This is a genomic window from Dyadobacter sp., from assembly GCF_017744695.1.
Classification (GTDB): domain Bacteria; phylum Bacteroidota; class Bacteroidia; order Cytophagales; family Spirosomataceae; genus Dyadobacter.
In genome coordinates this window covers 926,574-948,730 of the sequence record NZ_JAGIAS010000003.1, presented here as the reverse complement: position 1 = coordinate 948,730, position 22,157 = coordinate 926,574, and the positions used below count along the sequence as shown (strand labels likewise).

Annotated in this window: 24 protein-coding genes; 7 read left to right on the top strand and 17 right to left on the bottom strand. The window is 48.8% G+C overall.

What is annotated here, in order from left to right:
* Positions 1-144: 144 nt before the first annotated feature.
* From J7619_RS15935 to J7619_RS32255, 4 genes are all read right to left on the bottom strand, one after another.
* Positions 145-480 carry a hypothetical protein gene (locus J7619_RS15935; protein WP_291200272.1) on the bottom strand — a complete coding sequence of 112 codons (336 nt, stop codon included), beginning with the start codon at positions 478-480 and terminating at the stop codon, positions 145-147.
* 327 nt (positions 481-807) lie between these two features.
* Positions 808-1,182 carry a hypothetical protein gene (locus J7619_RS15930; protein WP_291200269.1) on the bottom strand — a complete coding sequence of 125 codons (375 nt, stop codon included), beginning with the start codon at positions 1,180-1,182 and terminating at the stop codon, positions 808-810.
* Positions 1,183-1,616: 434 nt separating this feature from the next.
* Entirely contained in the window at positions 1,617-1,907 is a 291-nt protein-coding gene (locus J7619_RS32260; RefSeq protein ID WP_409012733.1) for an HNH endonuclease signature motif containing protein, read from the bottom strand.
* Positions 1,885-2,154, bottom strand: a complete 270-nt coding sequence (locus J7619_RS32255) for a DUF6965 family protein (protein ID WP_409012732.1) — start codon at positions 2,152-2,154, stop codon at positions 1,885-1,887. The genes J7619_RS32260 and J7619_RS32255 overlap by 23 nt, the downstream gene beginning before the upstream one ends.
* A gap of 955 nt (positions 2,155-3,109) precedes the next feature.
* On the opposite strand from J7619_RS32255, the gene J7619_RS15925 reads away from it, so the two are divergent.
* On the top strand, positions 3,110-4,165 hold the full coding sequence (locus tag J7619_RS15925) for a GNAT family N-acetyltransferase (protein ID WP_291200266.1): 1,056 nt from the start codon (positions 3,110-3,112) through the stop codon (positions 4,163-4,165).
* Entirely contained in the window at positions 4,162-4,779 is a 618-nt protein-coding gene (locus J7619_RS15920) for a YdeI family protein (RefSeq protein WP_291200263.1), read from the top strand. The genes J7619_RS15925 and J7619_RS15920 overlap by 4 nt, the downstream gene beginning before the upstream one ends.
* 50 nt (positions 4,780-4,829) lie before the next feature.
* Here J7619_RS15920 and J7619_RS15915 read toward each other — a convergent pair whose 3' ends face one another.
* The 7 genes from J7619_RS15915 to J7619_RS15885 form a co-directional block, all read right to left on the bottom strand.
* A complete protein-coding gene (locus J7619_RS15915) occupies positions 4,830-5,411 on the bottom strand; it encodes an HmuY family protein (RefSeq protein WP_291200260.1) in 582 nt (193 codons plus the stop codon).
* Between the two features lie 19 nt (positions 5,412-5,430).
* Positions 5,431-6,822 (bottom strand): HmuY family protein, encoded by a 1,392-nt coding sequence (locus J7619_RS15910; protein ID WP_291200257.1) that lies wholly within the window; start codon positions 6,820-6,822, stop codon positions 5,431-5,433.
* A gap of 35 nt (positions 6,823-6,857) precedes the next feature.
* Positions 6,858-8,882, bottom strand: coding sequence for a TonB-dependent siderophore receptor (locus J7619_RS15905; RefSeq protein ID WP_291200253.1), 2,025 nt, complete (start codon positions 8,880-8,882; stop codon positions 6,858-6,860).
* Between the two features lie 215 nt (positions 8,883-9,097).
* A complete protein-coding gene (locus J7619_RS15900; protein WP_291200249.1) occupies positions 9,098-9,628 on the bottom strand; it encodes a YceI family protein in 531 nt (176 codons plus the stop codon).
* A gap of 24 nt (positions 9,629-9,652) precedes the next feature.
* A complete protein-coding gene (locus J7619_RS15895) occupies positions 9,653-9,991 on the bottom strand; it encodes a n-acetylglutamate synthase (protein WP_291200246.1) in 339 nt (112 codons plus the stop codon).
* 52 nt (positions 9,992-10,043) lie between these two features.
* On the bottom strand, positions 10,044-10,430 hold the full coding sequence (locus J7619_RS15890) for a glyoxalase/bleomycin resistance/extradiol dioxygenase family protein (RefSeq protein WP_291200243.1): 387 nt from the start codon (positions 10,428-10,430) through the stop codon (positions 10,044-10,046).
* A gap of 69 nt (positions 10,431-10,499) precedes the next feature.
* The gene (locus J7619_RS15885) at positions 10,500-11,309 is read right to left on the bottom strand and encodes a helix-turn-helix domain-containing protein (protein WP_291200240.1); all 810 of its coding nucleotides are present in this window, start codon (positions 11,307-11,309) and stop codon (positions 10,500-10,502) included.
* 196 nt (positions 11,310-11,505) lie between these two features.
* Here J7619_RS15885 and J7619_RS15880 point away from each other — a divergent pair, with 196 nt between their 5' ends.
* The 4 genes from J7619_RS15880 to J7619_RS15865 all read left to right on the top strand — a co-directional run bounded on the left by J7619_RS15880 (position 11,506) and on the right by J7619_RS15865 (position 15,084).
* Positions 11,506-12,360, top strand: a complete 855-nt coding sequence (locus J7619_RS15880) for a cupin-like domain-containing protein (protein WP_291200237.1) — start codon at positions 11,506-11,508, stop codon at positions 12,358-12,360.
* A gap of 105 nt (positions 12,361-12,465) precedes the next feature.
* Complete coding sequence (gene uvrB / locus J7619_RS15875) at positions 12,466-14,484, top strand: excinuclease ABC subunit UvrB (protein ID WP_291200234.1); 2,019 nt, start codon at positions 12,466-12,468, stop codon at positions 14,482-14,484.
* A 67-nt stretch (positions 14,485-14,551) separates the two neighbouring features.
* A complete protein-coding gene (locus tag J7619_RS15870; protein ID WP_291200231.1) occupies positions 14,552-14,770 on the top strand; it encodes a hypothetical protein in 219 nt (72 codons plus the stop codon).
* A complete protein-coding gene (locus J7619_RS15865) occupies positions 14,755-15,084 on the top strand; it encodes a type II toxin-antitoxin system PemK/MazF family toxin (protein WP_291200228.1) in 330 nt (109 codons plus the stop codon). The genes J7619_RS15870 and J7619_RS15865 overlap by 16 nt, the downstream gene beginning before the upstream one ends.
* Here J7619_RS15865 and J7619_RS15860 read toward each other — a convergent pair.
* The gene (locus J7619_RS15860; RefSeq protein ID WP_291200225.1) at positions 15,074-15,625 is read right to left on the bottom strand and encodes a 5' nucleotidase, NT5C type; all 552 of its coding nucleotides are present in this window, start codon (positions 15,623-15,625) and stop codon (positions 15,074-15,076) included. The genes J7619_RS15865 and J7619_RS15860 overlap by 11 nt on opposite strands.
* 115 nt (positions 15,626-15,740) lie before the next feature.
* On the opposite strand from J7619_RS15860, the gene J7619_RS15855 reads away from it, so the two are divergent.
* Positions 15,741-16,490, top strand: coding sequence for a DeoR/GlpR family DNA-binding transcription regulator (locus tag J7619_RS15855; protein WP_291200221.1), 750 nt, complete (start codon positions 15,741-15,743; stop codon positions 16,488-16,490).
* A gap of 14 nt (positions 16,491-16,504) precedes the next feature.
* On the opposite strand, the gene J7619_RS15850 is transcribed toward J7619_RS15855, so the two are convergent.
* From J7619_RS15850 to ileS, 5 genes are all read right to left on the bottom strand, one after another.
* A complete protein-coding gene (locus J7619_RS15850) occupies positions 16,505-16,654 on the bottom strand; it encodes a hypothetical protein (RefSeq protein WP_291200218.1) in 150 nt (49 codons plus the stop codon).
* 101 nt (positions 16,655-16,755) lie between these two features.
* Positions 16,756-17,127 (bottom strand): hypothetical protein, encoded by a 372-nt coding sequence (locus J7619_RS15845; protein WP_291200215.1) that lies wholly within the window; start codon positions 17,125-17,127, stop codon positions 16,756-16,758.
* A gap of 16 nt (positions 17,128-17,143) precedes the next feature.
* Entirely contained in the window at positions 17,144-17,923 is a 780-nt protein-coding gene (locus J7619_RS15840) for a 3-hydroxyacyl-CoA dehydrogenase (protein WP_291200212.1), read from the bottom strand.
* Between the two features lie 194 nt (positions 17,924-18,117).
* Positions 18,118-18,561, bottom strand: coding sequence for a DUF6934 family protein (locus J7619_RS15835; protein ID WP_291200210.1), 444 nt, complete (start codon positions 18,559-18,561; stop codon positions 18,118-18,120).
* On the bottom strand, positions 18,562-21,990 hold the full coding sequence (gene ileS / locus J7619_RS15830; protein WP_291200207.1) for an isoleucine--tRNA ligase: 3,429 nt from the start codon (positions 21,988-21,990) through the stop codon (positions 18,562-18,564).
* Between the last annotated feature and the right edge of the window lie 167 nt (positions 21,991-22,157).

The following is a 22,157-nucleotide window of genomic DNA, read 5'->3' as shown; positions in this document are numbered from 1 at the left end:
CGGTATATGTCTGACGGTTGCGAGCGTTGCCAAGGGGTTTGGTTCAGACTTTTGACCCCTCCCCCGTAGTAGGACTACTACAAGCTCAGAAATCGGCCTCAGGACGCTGGAAACGGCCTTTTTGATCCGCATATTGATGAGGGATCATCGTTCCCAGCACAGAGCGCCCTCTTGCCAGTAGAATGCGAAAGTAACGCCTCCCTTAACATCCCTTTCAACTTCATCCCAATGATTGGGTGCGTCAGGGACAATCCATAATTCATGGGTAATAGGGAGGAGATCTTTAAGATCTTGTACACTTGCCACTGGAACCCAAGTGTCCTCGTCTGTCTCTCCTCCGGAGAGTGGGGTATTCTCTTCTGCGCATTGCAGGTATGGTAGGAATCGATCCTCTACCTTAAAGTCGGGGTACTTATGTTTCATCCACTGGATACGATTGTTAATGCCTTCCAGCTTCTTTACTTCTTTAAATTCGGACATGACTGTTATAGTTTGTTGATGAAATGATTTAATGCGATTCCTATTACCTGAAATTCTCAGGAAGGTGTTTTAGACACTCTTCCGAATCCCTGTACTTAGAATAAACTTCCGGAAAGTGCTGCTTGTAGTAGGTCATCAACGCATACATTACCCTCAGATCCTCCTCTAACATTGGCTGATTTAACTCGGCTCGTCTTGCCCAGCTCTGTATCATAGCGCCGGTGACCATACCAGTCCAGGGACAATTATAAATAGCGCCGACAATTACTCTATGGTGATTCTCCATGTTCGATATCTATCTGTTTGTTAATTGTAGTTCAATTGCCCCTATTCAGCATCGTCCGGTACCTCAAAGGTTTTGTTTGCTGCATAAGTGATGAAAGCCAAAAAGGAGGTAAGCCCGAATGAAACGGATAACCATCCGATGATAATCGACCACCACGTCTCTCCTCTCATTATGCATTCCGGTATTACTGCCATCCCAATCAAGAAAAATGATCCGATTAGAGTGTACTTCAATCCCGTCCATTCCCGCTTGGTGAAAATCGGCTTTGTCTTGGGAGCGCTGATTTGCGGCTCCTTGCCGCCTTCCCTTATTGTTCTTCCCTGAGGAGGGAGCGGCGGAAATCCTAAGTATTCCCTCGCGGCGTTAACTCCTTGGGTTTCGAGTATTCTCTTAGCGATTTCGCTCTTGGACTCCATGCTGTTTGATTTTGTTTCGTTGTTTACCTGCCCCCATTGGATTAAACGCCCTCTTCTGTCGCAAATCGGACAGTATGGAAAGTCGAGCAGCTGCTGCGGACGCACCCTGTCGCGCCACTCTCTGCAATCGCGCATTTTTCGGATCTCTGCCGCGGTTCGCTAGATAAGCATTAACAATTCGGGCATCAGCTGTTAAAACAAGCGATCTTCCGATGGCTCGACAGTACTCCTTAATGGATTTCTCAGCGGCCTCCAACGTGCCACAGACCAATTCAAATTGCAAATTACGATAGGATACTATGAGGTCATGGGCAACTTTCCTCATCAACTCCTCGTCGTAAACCAGACGAATTTCATCGGAGCTTAGGCGGATCAATGACGGTTTCATATGTTTCTTATTTTATTTCCTTGCGATTGAAATGATCGTCCTCGCGTCATTCAACAATTTTTGTCGATTTACGCAGCCGATTCTCCTCGGCACTCTTTTTTACGTGACACGCAAAGCATAGGCTTTGCAGGTTCTTGAAGTCAAGAGGCTCTCCGCCCTGTTCCAAAGGAATGATGTGGTCCACCTCCTTAGCTCCTTTCAGTATGCCCTTTTTCTCGCATCGTTGGCATTGAGGGAATCGCCTCAGCTGCTCCGGCCTGGTCCTGTTTCGCCAAGCCCGGCTATTCCTGATTTTATCTACCTCTGCCTTTGTCCTACTCCGTAGTACTTTTTCCACTTTGCTCTATATACGCTTTGAGTTTTCGAAGCCTGATTATAATAGGCTCCTCGAATCGGTGTCGTCCTTTGTAGATTTCCAAATTGACTAGACTATTATCAACCATTTTACGGCAATTGAGCGCCCTGGTGCATTTATCAAGCCAAATGGGCTCCGTCGGAAGGACCGCAGTTTTAAAGTATTCAATCAGCTCTTCGGCGTCAGAACAATAGAATTTCCCAGGGGTGTTGCGCTTGACGTTGCTCATGGGTTATACTCGGACACGCCGTGGATCCTGAATATGAGATCAGAAAACACCTTTTTGTTTGGTCCATCCTTTACGGTTAGATTCCCAGCGACGCAAGTATTATCGCTCTGGACCAAAGGCTCTACCTCGATCAGGAGCTTTTGGCCGGGACGCGCCCTCAGTAGTTGGTGAATGATTGGGCTCTGATCGTATAAAAGCCGATCGACCCGAGCTTGACGCTCAATTTCTCTTTGAATCCGTGGCGCTAGTGGTTCTTTAACCCGCTCAGGCGCTTTTCCTCGTTGCATAGTTTGAAGTTTGTTGATGAATGGACGCAGCTGATTTTATCGGGCAACAATTTAAGGGCAGTTAAACCGCCCCTAATTGTCACCTTCATCAAACTGCAAAAATTAGTACTGAATAGAGGCCGAAACCTCATCTGAATGCCTGCCGAATTAGAGCGAGAATGAAATAGTTACAGACCCGCTTTAAATAGGAAAATGAGCGTCGGCTCGCTTGGGTCAGCTACTTAAAAGGATCGAAAAGAACGAACTGGAAAAGCTCTTTTCAAAATTGGAGGAACGGTTCATAATTGATACGTTTGTTGATGATTGTGAGCAACAAAGTACCGGCGATCAAAAATTGTTTCAAAAAATTTTTCTGGGAAATTTACAGATTTTCAATACGCCCCCGATTCCTTCCCCCGTCAATTTAAAACAATATGCAATGTGTTGATAATCAGTATAGTATTTGACTATGAAAGTTAATGAACGTTAACAGGAAATATTCGACTGGTAATGAATGCAAATATGCCTTTTACCTGCTGAAAGGCGATTTTGAATAATCGGGCTCAAACTTGTGTTTTTCCGCTCAAACAGAGAACTTAACCTCATGAAAATTGAAGCTCGAAAATGAAGTTACTTTTCTGATTAAAAGTGTATATTAACAAGCCGATCCGGTTCCCGCGAAACGCTCAATGCAGCTTACAATGGTCGTTACACCTATTTATACCGAACATTTTGTACTGACCAAAATGACGGCCGGAGACGGCGACAAGTATTTCAGACTGAGTAATAATGCCAATGTGATGAAGTATGTCACAGGCTATTCGCTTACCCGCGAGGAGTCGGACGATATGCTCAAAGGTTTCCTGGAAGAATATGGCATGGACACGTACCTGGGCAGATATCTGATCGAGGACAGGCATTCGGGGGAGCTGATAGGAGCTGCCAAGCTGGATAGGATCGGTTCGGCGATTGAGATCGGGTACCGGGTCATGGAGGAGTTCTGGGGGCGGGGAGTAGCCACCGAAATTGCCACGGGGCTGATCCGATTCTCGAAAAATGTATTGAAGGCAAGGGATGTAATCGCATTTGTGAATGTCAACAACATCGCGTCTATCCGCGTGCTGGAAAAAGCCGGAATGACGAATACCGAGTTGATCGAAGATCTTGATGAAGTCAAGTACAGGTTTAATTATTCACCAAAAAGTACCCCCTTTATGAAAAAAGTGCTCTACATTATCCTGGGACTCATTGCGCTGGTCCTGATTGCCGCTTTCATCATGCCGAAAGACTACGCCGTCGAGCGTGAAATCGTTGTGAACAAACCCAAAGCTGAGGTTTTTGAATACCTGAAATCCCTCAAAAAACAGAATGACTGGAGTGTATGGGGACGTAAAGACCCCAAGATGGTCAAAACCTTCTCCGGCACGGACGGTACCGTTGGTTTCGTTTCGAAGTGGGACGGCAACGACGATGTTGGGAAAGGGGAGCAGGAAATTACCAAAATTGAAGAAGGACAGCGGATCGACACCCAGTTGCGCTTCCTCAAACCGTTTGAGAGTACCAGCGATGCTTATATGATCACGGAGGGCATCGACTCGACGTCCACCCGTGTCCGTTGGGGCTTTACAGGTAAAATGCCGATCCCTATGAACGTCATGCTTCCCTTTTTAAATATGGATGAATCTGTCGGAAAAGATTTCCAGGACGGCCTGACCAATCTGAAAGGAATTCTCGAAAAACAATGAGCCGTACCGACCCGCGCATTGACGCTTACATAGTCAAATCCGCCAGCTTTGCGATTCCTATACTCGAATACCTGCGCGCGCTCGTGCACGAGACGTGCCCGGACGCGAAAGAAACCATGAAATGGAGCTTTCCCCATTTTGAATACAAGGGAAGCATCCTATGCAGCATGGCCTCTTTCAAACAGCATTGTTCGTTCGGCTTCTGGCTGGAATCGCGTCTCAGCGACCCGGACAATCTGCTCGCAGTGAACGGCGAGCGGGTGGGAATGGGAAGTCTCGGGAAAATTACAGGTATCGAAGACTTGCCGGCAGAGGAACACCTGCGCGGGTTTATCCTCGAAGCCATGCGCCTGATCGACAGCGGTGTGAAATTGAAAAAGGAGAATAAACCCCAGGAACCCAAAGAGCTGGTCGTTCCGGCCTATGTTACCGAGGCCCTGGCGGATCATGCGGCGGCAAAGAAGGTTTTTGAAGGATTCAGTTATTCCAATAAAAAGGAATATGTGGAGTGGTTCGAAGATGCTAAAACCGAAGCCACGCGTGAAAAGCGCATTGCGCAGGCGCTGGAATGGTTGGCGGAAGGAAAGGTGCGAAACTGGAAATACGTCAGATAACAGAAAGATCCCGGATCACTCCGGGATCTTTTGCATTCCAGGGGTAGGGATTAAAACTTCCCGTCCTCACCCGCGATCGTGTATCTGAAAGTGTAGTAGCTCGATTCTTCCGTAGGTACATCTTCCGGTGCGCCTTTGTAATAGCTGATGATTTCCACCTTAGCGACTTTACCGGTCGCAGTTTTGATCAACAGCGTTCTGCCCGGGATCGGCAGAATCGCGTGGACGCTCATATCGTATTTGTACCAGCTATTGCCGCTGCCGCCCGGAATGGCGTAACCAGCGTCTCCGTCGGTTTTGTACCCGTCTTTTGGGGCTTCGCTTACCTGGTCAAAGGGTTTTTCCAGAACGATCGCCCCGCCCTCGCCCGGTCCGCTGGTGCCGCTGTTGGTGGCAATCGTGGTTTTGCTGAATGCGATGTCCCAGTTTTTTGTCTTGGCGTCGGCGGCAGGGACTTCCTTGCCGGTAACCAGGCTGAAATAAATGTAAGACTTGGTGTTTGCGTTCAAATCTTTAACCACTGCGATTTCAGTTTTGATGGGTGCTACCCAGGGCGTTTTGGGAATGAGGTTCGTCATTTCCTTTGTAGCCACCAAAGTGCAGGCCGTAAGGATAATGGATTTCAATAGCATAATTCGAGAGTTTTAAACCTTAGGCTCCTTTTTTAACAAGCTTGTATTCCAATTTAGGCTTGCCGCGCTCGCCACCGTCGCTGGCGTGGAAACTGATGAATTTCAACTTATAAATGTTGCCGGCCGGATCTTTAATAAGGTAGAAACGGTCGGTTTTGACACCAATAGTACCTTGCGTAACACGCCATTTAGAGCCGATCACGTCCGCTGCTTTGCTAAATGTGATGCCTGCAAGATTGCTTTCCGCAAATGCATCGTAAGTGGCAGTAGAAGTGAGTACTTCCGCAGCTTCCACGCCGCCAAGGTTGTTGGTGAATACCAGGTCGGAGAAGCCGTAAGGGATTAGCCCCGTACCGAAATTGGTGAAATACATGCTATAACCCCATTTCAGGTCCCAGCGCTCTTTGGCTGGCTCCACATCGACGGTTGCGCCTTTTTCGAGGGAAACAAATTCGAAGTTGTAGGCTGCGTCTTTGGTAATGTCCAGGGTTTTGAAAGTGGTTTCATTCACTTTCGCATACTGTAATGTATAGCCGGAAGCTTTGCGCAAAATGCGTATTTTGTATAGATCCGCCACCGGCAGAACGTCCATCGATCCACCTTTACGGTTGAGAATATACACTTTATTGTCCGCGTCTGTGGCAGAAACCGCGGCAATCACTGTTTTGTTGAGATCGCCGGTGGCATCGTCTACGAGGGACAGCTTGCCTGCGCCCTGCCCGACAGCCAACGAATCGGCTTTAAAGTCCTTGTCGGAAACCGCGTTGATATCCGTTTTATTGATAACCAATGCCGATGCGCCGTTGGTGCCGTTGATGGTTACACGGAAATCGGAACCGTTGTAAAACCCGAGGTCCCAGCTACTCCGAAGAACAGGCGTTTGCTGGTTGGAACTAAGGTCGAGGAATACCGAATTGGCGGCGCTGCTGCCGGCTTCGGAACCTGCAATGCCATTCAACTGAATGTTGGTACCTTCGGAAATGATCGCTTTGAAACTCAGCTTCAACCCGGAATTGGTGCCAACCAGCACCGGACTGCCCACCGAAGTAATTTTGAATGCAATGCTCTCGTCGCCATCCAGCAGCACACCCGATTTCTTGTTCACTTTGAAAGAAACAGATGACTGTCCGGCAGGAACCGATAATGTGATGATGCCATTTGCTGCCGCAGGTGTGGTGGTGAACTCGGTGTCGTAAGTAAGCTGCGTCGGGGTTAATGTTACCGAAACGGCCGTTGCAGCATCTACCGCTCTGGTAAGCGCGATTTTGATCTCGGTTTCTTCACCTTCAAAGCCCTTTTCGGTGGCTTCAAAAGCCGCCAGGTTATCCGGCAGAGGTGGTTCGTCGTCGCTGCACGCGTTGAATGTTCCCAGGAATGCAACCAGTAATAGCGACCGGACTATTTTCTTCATGATTATTGGAGTTATAATGAAAGGGTATTTGATTGTTAATGCTTTGTCCATTGAAAACTGAGGCCGAGGAAATAGGACCGGCCGAACGACATGGGAACCGGGCCGCCCGTGCTATGTGCGCCGCCAGTGTCGGTGGAGGTATTGCGCAGGTTGGTGACGTCGAAAACGTTTTTGATACCGCCCAGCAGGCTGACGTACTTGCCCAACGTCTTGCTGGCGGTCAGGTCGGCCATATGAAATCCTTCGGTTTCGGCGAGATGTATATTCACCTGGTCGGTGGTTTCGTACACAGGGCGTTTGCCGGAGTATTTGTAAAAGAGGTTAATGCTTGCTCCGGCCTTTTTGAATGTGTACAGCAAGTTTGCATTGATTTCCGCGGACCATACAAATTCCGGGAGGGGGCCGAAATCTTCGGGGGTTTCCGAAAATTCGTTGTAGCGGCCAATGTAAGTGGCGCCGACGGTAGCTTGCAGATTTTTCCAGAACAGCTTGTTTTCAAGCGAAAAACCGGTGGTTTTGAACAAATGGATATTCAAATAGGTGGTTTGCGTGCGGTCGTTCGGATCGATGCCGGTGTCGATCAGATCGTGAAATATATTGTAAAAACCGCCGAGGGTAGAGCTGATGCGTAGTACCTCACGGCTGACGGCCTGCCACACGAGGAATGAATTGAAGCTGTTGGAATATTCCGCTTTAAGATTGACGTTCCCGTTAATAGAATGCGAGGCGTCGTGAAAATCGAAATACAGCTCGCGTAATGCGGGCGAGCGGAAGCCACGCGCATACCCGAACCGGAAATCCAGTGATTTGCTCAAAGTGAGCTTGCCATTCAGCGACGGGATCACCGGAGGCGCGTCGTAGACCGAGTTTTTCAGGAACCGCAAACCTGGCGTGAGTTTGAAAAACTGCCCGAAGCGGATCTCGGGGGCCAGAAACAGCGCATATTCGTTGATAGTAGGGGAGCTATTGATGCGGGCTCCGGAGGCGTTGTTGTTCGAAAAATCAACTCCCACCAATATTGAAAGGTTGTCGCCGGCTTTGTAAAAGGCCGTTCCCCGGAAAAATGCGGTTTTAAAAATCGATTTATCCTGTGAGCCGGGTTCGAGAGAAAGTGTACGGTGGTCGTTGATATCGATATTTGTGCTGAGGGTCCTGCGGGAATAGTCGGTGTAAGAGCCTACGGCAGTCATACTCAGCTTTTCATTCGGCCTGATTTCGGATTGTACCTGGTGGAACCAGCGCTTGGTGATGTAATCCTGATCGGACGCGATGCCCGTATTGGGGTTCCGGTTACCCAGGTCTTTAATGGTTTCGTCAGCGCCGTTGAAGCGGTACCAAAGGTTCCACCGCTTACCGGTAATGCGGGTGCCGGCGGTATAAAGCATCTGATCTTTGGGCATCCAATCTTTTTCGCGGCCGGTGGAAGCGCCTTGCCAGCCACCGAAGTCATTTCTCGTTACATTGCCCGAGAATTGTAAATGCTCATTTTGCCAGGTAAGGCCTACTCCCTGGTTATGCGTGCCTTTTTGGGTTAATGCATCGTATTCGTCGCCGGCGGTTTCCTCCTGTATCCTGGCATTGACGGACAGTGAGTTGCCGCTATGACCCTTTTTGGTAATGATATTGATTACCCCCGCCAGTGCGTCGGTACCGTACATTACCGACATCGGCCCCTCGACTATCTCGATACGTTCGATCGTATTGATATCGATCTGGCCCAGGCTTTCGCGCGTGCTGCCGCGATCGACCATCGGGATGCCATCCAGGAGGATTTTAACTCCCTGGCCCGACATACCCATGAGCTGAATATCGCTCGTACCTAATGTAAGATCGTTGGAAAACCGTATCCCGAGCTCCGTATTGAGGATCGTTTGCAAATTGGTGGCGCCCCGCAGGCGGATGCGCTCGCTGTCGATCGTGCGAACCTGATACACGGAGTTCCGTAACGATTGTGGTTCGGATTGCCCTGTGATTACGACCTCGTTCAGGGAATGTGCCGTATCCGGTAACACCGCGGAGTCTTTCCCCGGCGTAGTAGTACCATTGCCTTCCTGCGCCATCAGCCTACTGATAACCAACAATATCAAAGAAATGGCGAAGCAATACCTCACAAAAATTTAATTTAGACTAATTATAATTGCAAATGAAAATATTATTTAGACTAATTACAATTAAAATGAAATAATTTTTGTGAACGAAAAGGGAAGTCCTAAAAAATGATCGGGAACAGGTGACTACACCTGACCATTTCTGACCAAAGCGTCACTCTTCCAGATTACTTGATGGTCGCCTGCAGATTGACTGTCACGATATCTTTCAGCTTCCAGTCTTTCTCGCCGATTTTGTAATCGAGGCGATTGATATCGAAGGAGCTGGTAAGGGAATAGCCGCCGTCGGCATTCTTTTTGGCGTCGAAGGGCAGGCTCACGGTTTTGGAAACATCGCGCATGGTCAAGGTACCCGTAGCCTGGTACTTATCTCCCTTCTTTTCGACTTTGGCAGATTTGAAATGGATATCGGGATATTTCTCGACCCAGAAATACTTGCTGCTCTTCATATCCTTATCCCGCGAGTTGTTGTTGGTTTTGAAAGTATTAGCCGCGATCCGGACGTCGAATGAAGCACTTTCCGGATTTTTCTCATTAAAAATAGCCTCGCCACGCGGCGCATCGAATGTGCCGTCGCAAGTGCCGAGAATGAACTTAACGCTGAACTTGGTGGAGCCGGAAACGATTTTGGAAGTTTGGGCGGTTACCTGGCCTGCGAAAGAAGCAAGGATAATCCACAGTGTAAGTTGGAATCGCATTTCAGTTTCAGTTTGGATGAAATATCACAATTCTTCCAGCAACGACTCGCCTTCCGAACGGTCGCCGGAAGTCCATTGCCATTTTTCATGCATACGGATTTTGCCGTTCGGAAGTTGCTCGGGCGTTGATTTGCAAATGCCCGTTGTGATCTCGCCCTTGTCGTTCACCTGGTGGTAACGCATATCCAGGTTTCCGTGCTCGTCGACGAGGGCGATCAGGTGTCCGCTGCGAATGCGCCCGCCTGCGTACGATGATGTAACGATATTGCCTGCTTGTTGGTATACAAATTGCATGCCCGGATCCACCTCACCATTTTCGGAATTGGACAATGGGACGAATACTTTGTTGTTATAGTTGATCATGGGAAAATGCCGTCTTAATGCCTTAAATATAGGTATTAAGACGGCATTCCGATCATATGACCGATGTGATCCACCAGGTATTACCGCATGGATCGGACACACCGCAGCTTCTGCCGTAGTCCTGATCGGCCGGGGGCATAACGCTTGTCCCGCCTGCTTGCAGCGCTTTTTCATAGCTGGTATCCGCATTTTCTACATATACGAACAGATTGGCGGGTTGAGCAGGCCATTCGGGACGTGCGTCGCAGAACATGATGACACTGCCGCTGATGGAAACTTCGGAATGTTTGATCATCTCGGGCGCATCTTCCTGGTAATGGGTGGCGGAAATAGTGCCGTCGAATACTTTAGTGGTAAATTCCCTGAACCGCGCTGCGCCGTCCAGCATCAGGTAAGGGATCACGGCCTGGTGACCGTTCGGAATTTTTACATTGCTCATGTCTTTTTTTGCTTTTGGTTTAAACAAAAGTAGCCGGAGCATCAGCCCGGAAATTGGAAAAAAACGACATCATACGTCGCGGTAACCCATCCCTTCCGCATTGCCTGAAAAGTAGGTCTTGGGATGGTCGCCAGAAAATGCTTTGAAATCATGGATGAAATGTGACTGGTCGTAATAGCCGCATTCGTAGGCGATCTCAGTCAGGGATTTTTCCTTGTTACCATATTCATTGAGGGCGGAATGAAACCGGATGATCCGGCTGAACAGCTTCGGCGTGAAACCGGAGAATGCGAGGAATTTTCGTTCAAATTGCCGGGTTGACAGGAAACTTTGTGCCGCCAGGTCCGGGATTTTAGCCAACCCATTGGAGCGGATCACACTGCCGATCACCGAAAAGACAGCCGGCTCGTGCACCTCATGGCTGCGGATGCGTTTTCTCAGAAATTCTGAAACGATGTGAATGCGTTCCGGGTGGTCTGCGGCGAGCATGATGCGCTCTTCGAGCTCGGTTCCCGCATGGCCCAAAAATGTGGAGAGGTCGGGCATCTGGTTGCTTAGCTCCACAGCAGGAATCCCGAAAAGTGCCGGTACCGCAAAAGGGTAGAGGTATACGCCGAAAATCCCGAAATCTTCGCCGATGCGAAAACGGCGGAAGGACTGCGATTGGCCGTGAATGCCCGAGCGGAAGGAAAGCTCCGACTCGTTGGTTTTCAGGATTTCGTCGAACCGGCCTTTGAAATGGAACACCATTTCGGCGCAGCCGTCGGCCATGGTCTTGTGAAAGTAGGGCTCGTTATCGCCCAGATTGTGTTCCAGCACCCAGAAGAATCGGACGTAGCGCGCAAGGTCAGCCGGGGGAAGTATCGTGAAATATTTCATGCGTAACCTATTTAGTCTATCTGGATTAAGGATATACTTTTATTATATTTTGCGAAATTTATATTTTTGAAATCTGTTTAATACATTTGACCGGATATTTTGAAGGGTTTTAAAACTCTGGCCGTTATCCTCCCCGTTATAGTTGAAAATGTAACGGTATTCCATAAATAGTTGATTACCTACTCAGTTTCTTGCTATGAAATTAGTGCCAATAGAGAAGCGCACCGGACTTACGCGCGAAGAATTCATCGAAAATTACTTAAAACCAAGCCGCCCGGTGGTGTTTACCGACCTGGCAAAAGATTGGCCTGCGGTTCAGAAATGGACCTTCGACTGGCTCCGGGAAAACCACGGCAACCTGGATGTCCCATTGGTAGACAACCACATTCACGACGCTGACAAATATTTCCAGATCGCCAAGACGATGAAGTTCGGCGATTATCTGAGCCTCATTGAAAAAGGCCCTACCGATCTTCGCATTTTTCTCTTTGATATTTTCAAGAAGATTCCCGAACTGGCGGAAGACATCCGTTTCCCGACGATCATGGACGGCTTTTTGAAGTCCTATAAATATGTATTTTTCGGAGGTGAGGGGTCTATTACCAACCTGCACTACGACATGGACTGCTCGAACGTGTTCCTGACGCAGTTCCAGACCCGTAAGCAGTTGATTTTGTTCTCTCCGGAGGAAAGCCGCCGCTTGTACCACCACCCGTTCACGGTGATGAGCAAGGTGGATCCGCTGAACCCCAATTACGAGAAATTTCCTGCATTGAAGGGTGCTACCGGTTACGAAACAATCCTTTACCATGGTGAAACAATCTTCATTCCTTCACTCTGGTGGCATTATATCCGCTATGTCGACGGTGGTTTCAGCCTCGCGTTGCGTGCGAATAACTCGATATTTACAGCTGTCCGCGGCGGTATGAACCTCGTTCGCCACCAGTTTGTGGATAAGAGCATGACCAAGCTGCTCGGTCTCGACTGGCAGCATTGGAAAGAGAAAAAGGCGGTGGAAAACGCGCAGGAGCTTTTGCAAAAGCAAGCATAGGAAACCTGTCCGGGGCGATCTTCCCGCTGCAATCTGTGAAACGCATTTCAAAGAAACTAATCTATCTTTGAAATGCGTTTCTCTGTTATTGCTCTTCAACTTACTATGAACTTCGAACTCACGTCACAATACCAGCCGACGGGCGATCAGCCGGAGGCAATCAAGCAACTAGTACAAGGCATCGAAAACGGGGAACCCGCCCAGACTTTGCTCGGAGTAACGGGTTCGGGGAAGACATTTACAGTGGCCAATGTGGTGTCGCGTGTGAACAAGCCGACCCTCGTATTGAGCCACAACAAGACACTTGCAGCCCAACTTTACGGTGAGTTCAAGCAATTTTTCCCTACCAATGCCGTCGAGTACTTTATCAGCTACTACGACTATTACCAGCCGGAAGCATTCATTTCCAGTACCAATACCTACATTGAAAAGGACCTGATGATCAATCAGGAGATCGAAAAGCTGCGTTTGCACACGGTTTCGTCGCTTATGAGTGGGCGTCGGGATGTGATCGTGGTGGCGTCGGTTTCGTGTATTTATGGCGCAGGAAACCCTTTGGAATACAAAAAGAGCATTGTTAGCGCCAAGTTGGGGGATATTGTGAGCCGCAACCAGTTCCTTTTCAGACTGGTGGAAATTCTTTATAGCCGGACGGAAGTAGAATTCAACCGCGGTACTTTCCGTGTGAAAGGTGATACGGTAGATGTGTTTCCGGGTTATGCCGATTTCGCTTACCGTTTTATCTTTTTTGGAGACGAAATCGAAGAAATTCAGCGGATCGAGCCGGAAACCGGCAAGAAGTTGTCTTCTGAAAAAGCGATTGCCATATTTCCGGCCAACCTTTTCGTGACAGGGCGCGACGTTTTGAATCAATCTATCAAAGAAATACAGGATGACCTTCAAACGCAGATCAAGTACTTTATCGCGGAAGGAAGGCTTGCCGAAGCTGAGCGCGTGAAAGAACGCACCGAGTTCGATATGGAAATGATGCGAGAGCTGGGTTACTGCTCGGGTATTGAGAATTATTCAAGATATTTCGACCGCCGGATGCCAGGGCAACGGCCATTCTGCCTGCTCGACTATTTTCCCGAGGATTTCCTGATGGTAGTCGACGAAAGCCATGTAACGATGCCGCAGATCCGCGCGATGTGGGGCGGCGACCGCTCGCGTAAAGAGGCGCTGGTCGAATATGGTTTCCGTTTGCCATCGGCGCTGGACAACCGCCCGCTCACATTCCAGGAGTTCGAGGACATGACACCGCAGACCATTTTTGTGAGTGCTACCCCTGCAGACTACGAGTTGAGAAAATCGGAAGGTGTGGTAGTGGAACAAATTATCCGTCCTACCGGACTGTTAGACCCGGAAATCGAAGTAAGACCAAGCTTGAACCAGATCGACGATCTGTTGGAAGAAATAACCGAACGGATTAAGCTCGGCGACCGGATTCTGGTCACCACGCTGACCAAACGCATGGCCGAGGAGCTCAGCAAGTACCTCGACCGTGTGGGCATCAAATGCCGCTACATTCACTCGGAAGTGAAGGCGCTGGACCGAGTCGAGATATTGCGCGAACTACGCCTTGGTATTTTTGATGTGCTGGTGGGTGTCAACCTCCTGCGGGAGGGCCTCGACTTGCCCGAAGTATCGCTAGTCGCCATTATGGACGCCGACAAAGAGGGTTTCCTGCGCGATACGCGTTCCATGATCCAGACGATCGGCCGCGCCGCACGTAACGACCGCGGAAAAGTGATTATGTATGCCGATACCATTACCGGCTCCATGCAACTGGCGATAGACGAAACAAACCGTCGCCGGAGCATTCAAATGGATTATAACCTTGCCAACGGAATCACGCCGAAAACCGTCCGCAAATCGAAAGAGGCCATTATGGAGCAGACTTCCGTGGCCGATTCCAAAGTTCGCAAAGTATACGTCGAACCGGAAGAAGTCCGCATTGCAGCCGACCCGGTTGTTCAGTACATGGGCAAAACCGATTTGCAGAAACTTATGGCCGAGACGCAACGAAAAATGGAAGCCGCCGCGAAGGACCTCGACTTCCTCGAAGCTGCAAGGCTGCGGGATGAATTGATGCAATTGAAGGCACGGGTGCAGGAGGAAGGATGACGCGCGTGATCGGATTGTGAAATGCAAGGTAATTGTTTAAATTTATCAAACGTTATTCAACTATCTCATGATCAGGGCGCTGATAAGACCGGAAAATACCAACATTTCGCTGGAAATACCTGCTTCATTTATCGGGAAGCAGGTTGAGGTGATTGCGTTTACGGTCGAAGAGCCCACAGAGGAGGGCGTTGAACAGGATCACACATTGACACACTATGCCAGCCAGAAATCTCTTGCAAAAGATTGGCTGACCGATGAAGAAGATGAAGCATGGCAAAATTTGTAAAAGGCGAAGTTGTAGTTATTCCCTTTCCATTCTCTGACTTATCCGGCTCGAAGCGGCGCCCAGCGCTGGTGCTCGCCAATTTGCCGGGCGACGATTTGCTATTATGCCAAATAACTTCGCAAAACTCCAGGGATATCTACGCAATCCCATTGCTAAAAGCAGATTTTCTGAACGGTTCTCTTCCGGTAGACAGTTTTATCAGACCGACACGTCTATTCACAGCGGACGGAAATATCGTTATTCGAAAGGCAGGATTAGTTGGAATAAAAACGATCAATGATGTTACTCAGACGATCATCAGGATTATTCAGTGACTTGCTGAGTCTCTTCCAACTGTACCAGCAATTCCAGCACTTCCTCCCAGCTATTCACCCGTGTATGCCTCTCGACACCCCGGTTATGACCTGCGGTGAAGAGAATAGGCTTGCCTTTGTGAAAATCCAGATTTTTGAAATGGTCATCGATCAGATAATCGGTGTTGATGACGCTTTTGTCACCGCAGAAAATGATGTTTCTCCAATGGATAGATGGGAAGTGTTCGGCCAGCCAGTCGTACTTTTCGGGTAGGGAATTCGGAAATTCCATTGCAGCTGAGACGATGTAGACATCGTAATTTTCCTGCAATTTAATAATGGCCTCCTGCGCACCAGGGATCAGCGGTGCGTAACGGAAAAAACCGGGTTTGTAGAGGAGGCTCCGTGCAGCCAGGGGGTCGGGGAAGGCCTGATCTTCGGGAATACCATGCATGGCTTCCTTGGTAACTGTCACGCCGAATGCCTCTGCGTAGTGATTGATCCAGTTAGTCTCAATGTCGACGATGACATTGTCCATATCCACCGCAATCGATTTTCTCATGATGTAGGTAATTAGTATTTGCAATTATTTGCAACAAATGTAAATGTATTGTGCAATATTTTGCAATATTAAATTTAAAATGTTTGTTAAATTTGCAGGTATAATCGGGATACCAATGTTAAAAGAAGAACGTTTCCAGATCATACTGGATCAGTTGGGGCATGAGCAGAAAGTCTATTTGGGGCATCTGAGTACGCTTTTGAATGTGTCTGAGGATACTGTAAGGAGGGATATCAAGGAGTTGGCCGATCAGGGCTTGCTCAAATCCGTGCGTGGAGGTGCAGTTCCGCATTCTCCGGGTCCGCACCATTTCCGCGACAGAATCAAATATGATAACGACCAGAAGCAAATTATTGCAAAAAAAGCATTACAGTTTCTAAAAGACGGCCAGGTAGTGATCTTCGATGGCGGCACTTCGGCGATGCTGATTGCCCAAATGCTTCCCAAGGATCTGAAATTGACGGTTATCACCAACAGTTTTCCGATTGTCTCCATTCTCGAAGAGCACGAGCACGTTGAAGTTTTGTTTGCAGGGGGGCGCCTGCTGAAAGATTCGTTCGTGACGATCGGTAATGATGCTATTCAGTTCTTCAAGAAGTTCAGGGCGGATATTTGTCTGCTGGGTATTTGCAGCATTCACGCAGATCTCGGAGTAACCGGCCCCGATTTTGAAGAAAGTGAGGTTAAGCGGACTATGATCGAATCTTCCAAGGAGGTGATCGCATTGGCCACAACTGAAAAGCTGGGCACTGCGGAAGCATACTATGTTTGCCGGACGGAGCGGTTATCAGTGATTGTTACGGATAAAGAGTCCGACAATGAGGAGTTTGATATTTATAGGAAGCTGGGAATCAGTTTGGTCTGATTCCCGGATATTGTCTATTTTCTGGTTGTTTCTTCTATTTTGAAAGAAGTATCGCCGATGCTCTTCGTGTCCTGATTAATGGCATTCGAAAACCCGAGCATAAATGAAATGGCCATTCGCAGAAGCCATTTCCGCAGGAAGAAAGCCGTTCGTTTGATTCCCATTTTCCATTTGACTTTAAATGAAGTAATCAAGCTGTGCCTAGCAAAGCCCGGATGCGCTTTTTACGCATCGTTACAAACCTCGCATGAAGTGGGAGGTTGGATTACGAGAGGAAAATGGAATGATCGTCGGAAAGAAGCGTACGGCTCCGGAAATGCTGATTTCGAATGTGAAATGCAGTCAATGGCAGGCGAAGTAGCAACTCAGGATATTGAGAAACAGAGTTCGCCAGGGAGTTGGAGAGGTCGGTAAGTCTGTTATACTGTGTGTTTTTGGGGTAAACAAAATCTGTGGGACGAACTTTGGAAAGCTTTTGGCAATACTCGAAACCAGGAATGCGCTTCCGGGCCGTGCTCAGTCCGGAAGAGATCTGCTCTGTCCTGTAATGCCCGATGCTGCTGTTTTCGCGGAAATGAAGGGCGCTGACGGATAGTACCGTCAGGAATAGCCATTTGAAAAAGTAGTGTCCTTTCATAATTCCGCCGGTTTACCTATCTGGGAGCCATTCTGATCGCGCCATCCAGGCGGATCACTTCGCCGTTTAGCATCGGATTTTCCACAATAGATTTGGCCAGCAACGCATATTCCGAAGGTTTTCCGAGGCGTGATGGAAATGGAATTTGTTGTCCCAGGGAAACACGGGCTTCTTCGGGAAGTCCCATTAACAGTGGAGTTTCAAACAATCCCGGTGCAATGGCCATCACCCGAATGCCGGATTTTGCGAGATCACGTGCGACGGGCAGTGTCATGCTCACGATGCCGCCTTTGCTGGCCGCATAGGCTACCTGGCCCATTTGCCCATCGTAAGCCGCTACTGATGCCGTATTGATGATCACCCCACGTTCGCCTTCGACATTTGCCTCGTTTTTCTCCATCACAAATGCAGCCAACCGCATCACATTGAATGTCCCTATCAGATTGATGCGGATCGTCTTCTCAAAAAGCTCAAAGGAATGCGGACCGTAAATGCCATCGGCCTTGCCCACGATTTTACGTGCGGGTGCGATGCCCGCACAATTCACTACGATTTGAATGCTGCCAAACAGTTCCAACGCTAGGTCCAACGCACGCTGGACTTCGCTTTCGCTGGTAACGTCTGTTTTAATGAATTTGATTTGATCGGGGAACTCACTTTCGAGTATTTGCCCGGCTGTTTCATTCAAATCGAGAACGGTAACCTTTGCCCCTTGATTTACAAATAGACGCACTGTCGCTTCTCCAAGGCCGGAAGCGCCACCGGTAATGAGGGCAGTGGAGGTTTGGAGTTGCATAGGGAGTTATTTCCTTCTACGCATGTGTTCGGGAAGAGGGTGCTTTTCAAAAAATTGACGAGCGCGCTCTGTCTTTTCAAGGACAATTTGGGGGATCGGCAGATTGTCCAAATCGGGATTGTATGTGAAATTTCCAGTTTTGGCTGGCTTTTTGTCTAAAGCTTTCATCGCTTGGGAAACTGTTTTCTATAAAATTAAAACTTTTTCTCAACTAAAAAACCGTGAAAATTTACATTGGGTTCGAAAGGAACCCAATCTTCGTCTAAATACCCTTTAATAAACAAATCCGAGTTGTCTTGATCGTAGACTTTTGAAATAGCAATTTGATATAAGCGCGTCCTAGTTGGAGTGCTTCCTCTGAAATAAATTTTTTGGTCCGGGTGAGAATTAAAGAATTCGTGAATAATTGCTATTACCGTAGCTAGTATTTCTGGCATATCACCATTGTCTGTTACCGACATATCATTGTACTCTTTTGTCGCTGGATCAAAGTCAACCAGCGACAAATTATGCATGTCCTCAGTTAAAAAAGTGAAATACACAACTTTTTCAAAAACACCCCGCTTCCCTACACTTTGAAACTGGAAGCGGGTGTTTTCAAGATTTCCATCATAGTGATATGTCGCGTATTGCCCCATCTACACCACCTCAATCTTCACCTTCAACAAAAACTCATCCATCTCGATCTCTGTTGCTTCGCCATTGAGATCGCCGACGAGGTCGAGATCCAGGGCTTGCACTTCCTGGCAGATGTAGTCTTTGTTGGCGGTTACTGCGCTGGCGAGCAGGCCGTCGTTGTTTTGTAGGGTAATACGGATCTTGTCGGTCACTTCAAAGCCGCTGTCTTTGCGCAGGTTTTGCACGCGGTTGACGAAATCGCGGGCGATACCTTCGAGGCGGAGGTCTTCGGTTACGGTGATGTCGAGCGCAACAGTGAGGCCGTTTTCACTCGCTACGAGCCATCCCGGAACGTCTTCTGCGATGATTTCCACGTCCGTCAATGCGATTTCAATCGGGCCGCTGGCTGCCGTTAGTGTAATGGCACTGCTAGCTTCGATTTCACGAATTTGTGTTTCGTCCATTGCGGAAATGGCCGCCGCTACTTCCTTCATTTTCGGTCCGAATTTCGGTCCGAGCGTTTTGAAGTTGGGCTTGATTTTCTTTTTCAGAATGCCGCTGTCGTCGTGCACGAACTCGATGCTTTTTACATTCACCTCGGAAAGGATAATGTAAGCGACCTGCTCGATCTGGCGTTTGGTTTTGTCGCTCAAAACCGGGATCAGGATTTTGGACAACGGCTGACGTACTTTCAGCTTATGTCCTTTCCGGATCGAGTGTACGAGCGAGCTGATGCGTTGGGCGAGGTCCATCGCTTCTTCCAGGTCGGCATCTACTACTTCCGCCTCGATTTTTGGCCAGAAAGTAAGGTGTACCGATTCATATTTGAAAGGCGCATCGTGCCGGATCGACGCTTCTCGGTCGCTGTCTGTCAGGTTTTTATACAGCCATTCCCCAAAGAATGGAGCGATGGGTGACATCAATTGCGATACGGTTACCAGACAGTGATGCAATGTCTCGTAAGCAGCCGCTTTGTCGTCTGTCAAACCGGCTCCCTGCTCCGCCGACGGGTTCCAGAAACGACGACGGTTGAGGCGAATGTACCAGTTCGAAAGCTGGTCGGTCACGAAGTCCTGTACGAGGCGGCCGGCTTTGGTCGGGTTGTAGTCGTCGAATTGCTCGCCTACCTCCTTGATCAACGTATTCAGTTTCGAAAGGATCCAGCGGTCGAGCTCGGTGCGTTTTTCAATGGGCACTGAATTCGCTTCGTGGAACTCGTAACCATCCAGGTTCGCGTACAATGCGAAGAAATTGTAAGTATTAACCAACGTTCCGAAGAACTTGCGCTGCACCTCACCGATACCGTCGATGTTGAACTTCAGGTTATCCCACGGCTCTGCATTGGTAATCATGTACCAGCGCGTCGCGTCCGGGCCGTACTGCGCCAATGTCGCAAACGGGTCCACGGCATTGCCGAGGCGTTTCGACATTTTGTTGCCATTCTTGTCGAGTACCAGGCCGGTTGAAACCACATTTTTAAATGCAACCGAATCGAACAGCATGCCCGCAATAGCGTGGAGCGTGAAGAACCAGCCGCGGGTTTGGTCTACACCTTCCGAAATGAAGTCGGCGGGATATGCCTGGTTGAATATTTCCTGATTTTCAAACGGGTAATGCCATTGTGCATACGGCATCGCGCCCGAGTCAAACCACACGTCGATCAGGTCCGGTTCGCGGTGCATGATGTGGCCGGTTTTGCCTACCAATACCACATCGTCCACATACGGGCGGTGCAGGTCGTAATCGCCGTGTTCGAGTTTTTGCAGGTAATCCGAGTTATGCAATGCCTGTTCACGGGTCAAATGACCAGAAATAATGGCTTCTTCCAGCTTGTCTTTCAGTTCTTCAATTGAACCGATGCACACTTCGTCACCGTAATCATTGCGCCAGATCGGCAACGGGGTGCCCCAGTAACGAGAGCGCGACAGGTTCCAATCCACCAGGTTTTCGAGCCAGTTGCCAAAGCGGCCTGTACCGGTGCTTTCGGGTTTCCAGTTGATGTTTTTGTTCAATTCCACTAACCGGTCTTTCACCGCGGTAGTGCGGATAAACCAGCTGTCGAGCGGGTAGTAAAGCACCGGTTTGTCTGTCCGCCAGCAATGCGGGTAAGGGTGTTCGTATTTTTCTACTTTAAATGCTTTACCTTCTTCTTTGAGTTTGATGGCAATGAGCACGTCGGTAGGGCGGAACTCAGGATCGTCCTGCTCGGCCTGCGAGTAATATTCAGGTTTTACAAAACGGCCGGCGTAGTCGGTAATCTCTTTCACAAAACGGCCCTGACGGTCGACGATAGGCACTTCTTTGCCGTTCTCGTCTTTCACCATAATGGCCGGGATACCGTTCGCTTGTGCTACCCTAAAGTCGTCCGCACCGAACGTAGGAGAGGTGTGTACCACCCCGGTACCGTCCTCGGTCGTTACGAAGTCGCCAAGGATAACACGGAATGCAGGTGTCTCCGGTTGAATGTACGGCAGCAATTGCTCGTATTCGATCCCTTCAAGGCTCTTTCCTTTGAATTCATTTAAAACCGTCCACGGAAGCACCTTTTTATCGCTGGCCGCATAGCCTTCGAAATCGCCGTCGTGACCTTTTTCGGAGAAATATTTACCTACCAGATCCTTCGCCAGCACAACCGCAACGGGCTCGTGCGTGTAAGGATTGAAGGTTTTAACCAATACATAATCGATATTGCCGCCCACGGTCAATGCGGAGTTCGCCGGAAGCGTCCACGGCGTAGTCGTCCATGCGAGAATGCGGATGTCGAGATCGGCAGAACCGGCCAGCGCTTCCCATTTGGCGGCACCTTTCACCTTGAACATCGCCACGATGGTCGTGTCCTTCACGTCTTTGTATGTGCCGGGCATATTCAGCTCGTGCGATGAAAGGCCCGTTCCGGCGGCGGGAGAATAGGGCTGGATCGTATAGCCTTTGTATAGCAAGCCTTTGTCGTACAGCTTTTTCAGCAAGTACCAGAGGCTTTCGATGTATTCGCTTTTGTAAGTAATATAAGGATCGTCGAGGTCAACCCAGTAACCCATTTTCTCGGTCAGGTCATTCCACTGGTCGGTGAATTTCATGACCGTCTGGCGGCATTTCTCGTTATAATCCGCTACCGAGATCTTCTTCCCGATATCGTCCTTGATAATGCCCAATTCCTTTTCAACCTGCAATTCCACCGGCAGACCGTGCGTGTCCCATCCGCCTTTACGCTTCACCTGAAATCCCTGCAATGTCTTGTAACGGCAGAAAATATCCTTGATCGCCCGTGCCATCACGTGGTGAATGCCGGGTGTACCATTGGCGGAAGGCGGTCCTTCAAAGAATGTGAATGTAGGAGCGCCCTCGCGGGTTTCAACCGATGCTTCAAAGATTTTTTGATCTTTCCAGAATTTCAGTACTTCGTCCCCGATTTGCGGGTAACTCAGATTTTTATATTCGTTGTATTTCATATGGGTTGTTAGCGTCGGGCATTTGCCCTGGCCGATCATGTAAATAGCACTACTTATAACCCTCTCCGGATTTTAAGAGTGCAAAATTACGGATTTTTTTCCGCTAAAAGGATGTACGCTTTTGAATGAATCTGAGAGAGATTGTATTATTTTGGTACTTCAACCAT

Bases quoted from the DNA above. Each gene is read 5' to 3' on its own strand.
- J7619_RS15895 (WP_291200246.1), bottom strand. From the start codon at position 9,991: ATGATCAACTATAACAACAAAGTATTCGTCCCATTGTCCAATTCCGAA.
- J7619_RS15860 (WP_291200225.1), bottom strand. From the start codon at position 15,625: ATGAGAAAATCGATTGCGGTGGATATGGACAATGTCATCGTCGACATT.
- J7619_RS15880 (WP_291200237.1), top strand. From the start codon at position 11,506: ATGAAATTAGTGCCAATAGAGAAGCGCACCGGACTTACGCGCGAAGAA.
- J7619_RS15935 (WP_291200272.1), bottom strand. From the start codon at position 480: ATGTCCGAATTTAAAGAAGTAAAGAAGCTGGAAGGCATTAACAATCGT.
- J7619_RS15855 (WP_291200221.1), top strand. From the start codon at position 15,741: ATGTTAAAAGAAGAACGTTTCCAGATCATACTGGATCAGTTGGGGCAT.
- J7619_RS15870 (WP_291200231.1), top strand. From the start codon at position 14,552: ATGATCAGGGCGCTGATAAGACCGGAAAATACCAACATTTCGCTGGAA.
- J7619_RS15905 (WP_291200253.1), bottom strand. From the start codon at position 8,882: ATGGCGCAGGAAGGCAATGGTACTACTACGCCGGGGAAAGACTCCGCG.
- J7619_RS15900 (WP_291200249.1), bottom strand. From the start codon at position 9,628: ATGCGATTCCAACTTACACTGTGGATTATCCTTGCTTCTTTCGCAGGC.
- J7619_RS15850 (WP_291200218.1), bottom strand. From the start codon at position 16,654: ATGGGAATCAAACGAACGGCTTTCTTCCTGCGGAAATGGCTTCTGCGA.
- J7619_RS15920 (WP_291200263.1), top strand. From the start codon at position 4,162: ATGAGCCGTACCGACCCGCGCATTGACGCTTACATAGTCAAATCCGCC.
- J7619_RS15915 (WP_291200260.1), bottom strand. From the start codon at position 5,411: ATGCTATTGAAATCCATTATCCTTACGGCCTGCACTTTGGTGGCTACA.
- J7619_RS15910 (WP_291200257.1), bottom strand. From the start codon at position 6,822: ATGAAGAAAATAGTCCGGTCGCTATTACTGGTTGCATTCCTGGGAACA.
- J7619_RS15930 (WP_291200269.1), bottom strand. From the start codon at position 1,182: ATGGAGTCCAAGAGCGAAATCGCTAAGAGAATACTCGAAACCCAAGGA.
- J7619_RS15865 (WP_291200228.1), top strand. From the start codon at position 14,755: ATGGCAAAATTTGTAAAAGGCGAAGTTGTAGTTATTCCCTTTCCATTC.
- J7619_RS15845 (WP_291200215.1), bottom strand. From the start codon at position 17,127: ATGAAAGGACACTACTTTTTCAAATGGCTATTCCTGACGGTACTATCC.
- J7619_RS15885 (WP_291200240.1), bottom strand. From the start codon at position 11,309: ATGAAATATTTCACGATACTTCCCCCGGCTGACCTTGCGCGCTACGTC.
- J7619_RS15890 (WP_291200243.1), bottom strand. From the start codon at position 10,430: ATGAGCAATGTAAAAATTCCGAACGGTCACCAGGCCGTGATCCCTTAC.
- J7619_RS15925 (WP_291200266.1), top strand. From the start codon at position 3,110: ATGCAGCTTACAATGGTCGTTACACCTATTTATACCGAACATTTTGTA.
- uvrB (WP_291200234.1), top strand. From the start codon at position 12,466: ATGAACTTCGAACTCACGTCACAATACCAGCCGACGGGCGATCAGCCG.
- J7619_RS15840 (WP_291200212.1), bottom strand. From the start codon at position 17,923: ATGCAACTCCAAACCTCCACTGCCCTCATTACCGGTGGCGCTTCCGGC.
- ileS (WP_291200207.1), bottom strand. From the start codon at position 21,990: ATGAAATACAACGAATATAAAAATCTGAGTTACCCGCAAATCGGGGAC.
- J7619_RS32255 (WP_409012732.1), bottom strand. From the start codon at position 2,154: ATGAGCAACGTCAAGCGCAACACCCCTGGGAAATTCTATTGTTCTGAC.
- J7619_RS15835 (WP_291200210.1), bottom strand. From the start codon at position 18,561: ATGGGGCAATACGCGACATATCACTATGATGGAAATCTTGAAAACACC.